At 60.4% G+C, this 3082-nt stretch carries 1 protein-coding gene; it reads right to left on the bottom strand.

Annotated features, from left to right (window positions below):
* Nucleotides 1–481: 481 nt before the first annotated feature.
* The gene (locus AB0P17_RS43175; protein ID WP_365820598.1) at nt 482–2260 is read right to left on the bottom strand and encodes an amidohydrolase; all 1779 of its coding nucleotides are present in this window, start codon (nt 2258–2260) and stop codon (nt 482–484) included.
* Between the last annotated feature and the right edge of the window lie 822 nt (nt 2261–3082).

Genomic DNA, 3082 nt, shown 5'->3' with positions numbered 1-3082 from the left:
GCCGCGGCTGCGGTGACCAGGGCGGACAGCTGGTAGCGGCGCCCGTGAACACCTCTCGGATCGGGCACCAGGCCCAAGAAGCCGGACAGGGCGACCGCGTCCGTCAGTGGGGCCGGCGCGGAAGCCCGGGCCAGCTGTCCAGCGCGGTGGGCACAGGGGAAGACGCAGGAGCAGGCACGGACTCACCACGTGGTCATGGGACTTCGACACTCACATGATCACCGGGACCGTGCCTGTACTGCGTCCGCCCCTGCCCGAACCGGGACGTCCGATGCGACTCCCAACCAGCCCGGCGATCCGGACGAACCCCAATCACGCAACGCCCCCTGGGGCCGGGTGTGCGGGCCTACTTCGCCGGATTCGCCAGCTCTTTTGCCGAAGCAGTCCCGGCCGGACGGGCTCATCACAGTTCCCGCCCCAATAGCTTGCGCAAGTCGCATGCTGTGAGTGGCGGCCGAGGAGCCGCCACTCAAGCGTTGGCTTACTCGGCTCCGTGGTGGTAGCCCCCGAAATATTTGACGGGTGACCAAGCGGGCAGGATATCGGGCAGACGCGGCGTGAGGGTGCTGTAGTCCTGCGCCCCGAACACCACCCTTCCATCCAGGACTGTCAAGACGGAGCAAACATGTTTGATCTGATTTTCAGGAACAGTGAAATAGTCCCTGTCCAACAGTGCAAAATCCGCCAGGTGCCCTGGAGCGATCATGCCCATTTCAGATTCTGTGTTCATGAACCATGTTGGACCACTGGTAAACAGCTTGAGTGCCTCGATGCGGGACAGGCGATTGCCCTTAGCAAGCACTTCAGACCCGGAGATCGACTTTCCGGACACCATCCAGCTGACGCCTACCCACGGGTTGAAGGTGGCTGCCCGGAAAGCATCGGTGGTCATGGCGAGAGGGATTTCGCTATCGACCAGCTGGCGCAGCCGCGGAGTTTTCAGAGCCTTTTCGCGGCCGTGCGTTTTGATGAACGCATCTCCATGCAGCGCCATTTTGGCGTCCAAGGCAATTCCGCCGCCAAGCCTTTTGACCCGGTCGATGTTCTCCGGAGTGATGGTTTCGGCGTGTTCGATGCTCCATCGCAAACCGTCTAGCGGCGTTGTTTCGTTCATCTTCTCCAAGGCGTCAAGGAACGGTGTGATGTTTTCGTTGTAGCTGATGTGCATGCGAAAAGGGATGCGCCGCCGGACCAACTTGGTGACATTTTCCTCGACGTGTCGCCGCATCTGGTCGGGGTCGATGATGACCGCCGGACGGTCGAAATTCTCATGATCGTGCACTTCCGCCTGCAATACTTCGCCGGCGCCACGATATTCGTGGCCATGTTCCAGGGTCGGGTGCAGGTTGTGACCTGGGCCGATGGGAGCGGTTTTGGTGATCGCTTCAATGTGTGCGTCCACCATATTGATTGGGCTGCCGTCGCCGAGTTGTATGTCGACGAAGGGCATGCGGATGTTGAGGCGGTTGTCGCGGGCCAGGACGTCTACGGTGGCTTGGGGTTTGGGGTAGCCCTTCCTGCCGCCGGCATCCACGATCGAGGTGACACCGAAACGGTTCAGGGCGTGGACAGTATGGATCAGCGAGCTGACTTCTTCGTCGAACGAAAGTTGCGGGACCATGGTCTCTATGGCGACGAAGGTGAATGTGTATCCGTAGATCACACCGGTGTAATGTCCTTGACCGTCCTTCTCGAATTCGGTTCCCGGCACTTCGGGAAACCGATCGGTGCCCACGCCCAACAATTCCATCGCCTGCTTGTTCAGGAAGGCGCGGTTATAGGCGTATTGCACGATCAACGGACGGTTATGCACGGCTTCGTGCAGCTCGTTCATCGTAGGGAACCGGTTCTCCTCGAACTGGTAGGGGGACCAGCCGCCGATCACTTTGACCCAGTGTCCCTCAGGCGTTCGCTCCGCCTGCTCGCGCAGCATGCTCAGCGCGTGACGTAGCGTAGGTACGCCGTCCCACCTTATATTGTAAGTGTAGCCACTTTCGTTGAGCACGTGAGTGTGCGCATCGGTAATGCCCGGAATGAGTCTGCGGCCATGCGCGTCGATGATCTTCGTTTCTGAATTTTTCAAACTCAAAATGTCTACATCGGGACCAACCGAGTAGATGCGGCCGTCCTTCACGGCTAAAGCGGATGCTTCGGTCTGTCCGCGGTTATTGGTGAAGATTTTCGCATTGATTACGATCAAATCCGCACCGGGGGGATTCTGCGTCGACTGCGCTTGGGTGTTGGGCATAATTCCAGTCATTTGTCCTCATTCAATTGAAACTTATGGAACACGCTAGGAAAAAATGCAGATCACTGGGGGGTCGAATGTGGTCTGGGGGCGTCCGCGAGGCGTTGGAAGTTGAAGCATCAGGGCAGCCTCCGGACTCGCGACGACGGCGGACCGCGGCAAGCTCTTCCATCGCCCCGTGGGCCCAAAGGGAATTGAGCGACGGTCGAGATCACCTGTGCAACTTTCCACAGGATTCAGATCGGCATCGACCGGGCCGTTCTGGCCAGGTTGACGGTTATGTCCTGCGGCCTCAGCTCGCGCGTCAAGGCCTCCCGCCTTGGATGAGGGTGACATCCGTTCCTCGCTCTGCCAAGGCAGGCGCGATTGAGCATTGCGTCAACAGACCGTCGGCGCCGCCGGTGATGCCGAGGGTGAAAACGTCCACCACGACTGCTCCGTTCACTCGAAGTGACTCATCGGCTCCATGCCGACGGGGCCTGCTCCTGATGCCAGTTGCTACGTGAGCCCACGGATCGGCATTTAGTTGACGTATCAAGTGGTGAGGCTAGTGCAGATCACGCATGCACACAAGGCGCGGGATCGTGGAGCACCGCCGCCCCGGGTTGCTGATCGGCTGGTTCGACCCCGGTGGTGCCCCTGCGGATGTGTACGGCCGTCCCCCGCAGGAGAGACTGAGCCTTTCAGCGGTGCCGCTCCAGGGTGAGGATGGCGGCTGCGATTGACGACATGCGGTTGGGACCAGGGGGCGTTGCGTGATTGGGGATCGTCCGGATCGCCGGGCTGGTTGGGAGTCGCGTCGGACGTCCCGGTTCGGGCAGGGGCGGACGCAGT

Origin of the sequence: Streptomyces sp. NPDC088124, from assembly GCF_040685895.1 — a bacterium.
Lineage (GTDB): Bacteria > Actinomycetota > Actinomycetes > Streptomycetales > Streptomycetaceae > Streptomyces.
The sequence above is the reverse complement of the archived record's forward strand: the minus strand, read 5'-3'. Positions and strand labels throughout refer to the sequence as shown.

Bases quoted from the DNA above. Each gene is read 5' to 3' on its own strand.
- AB0P17_RS43175 (WP_365820598.1), bottom strand. From the start codon at position 2,260: ATGACTGGAATTATGCCCAACACCCAAGCGCAGTCGACGCAGAATCCC.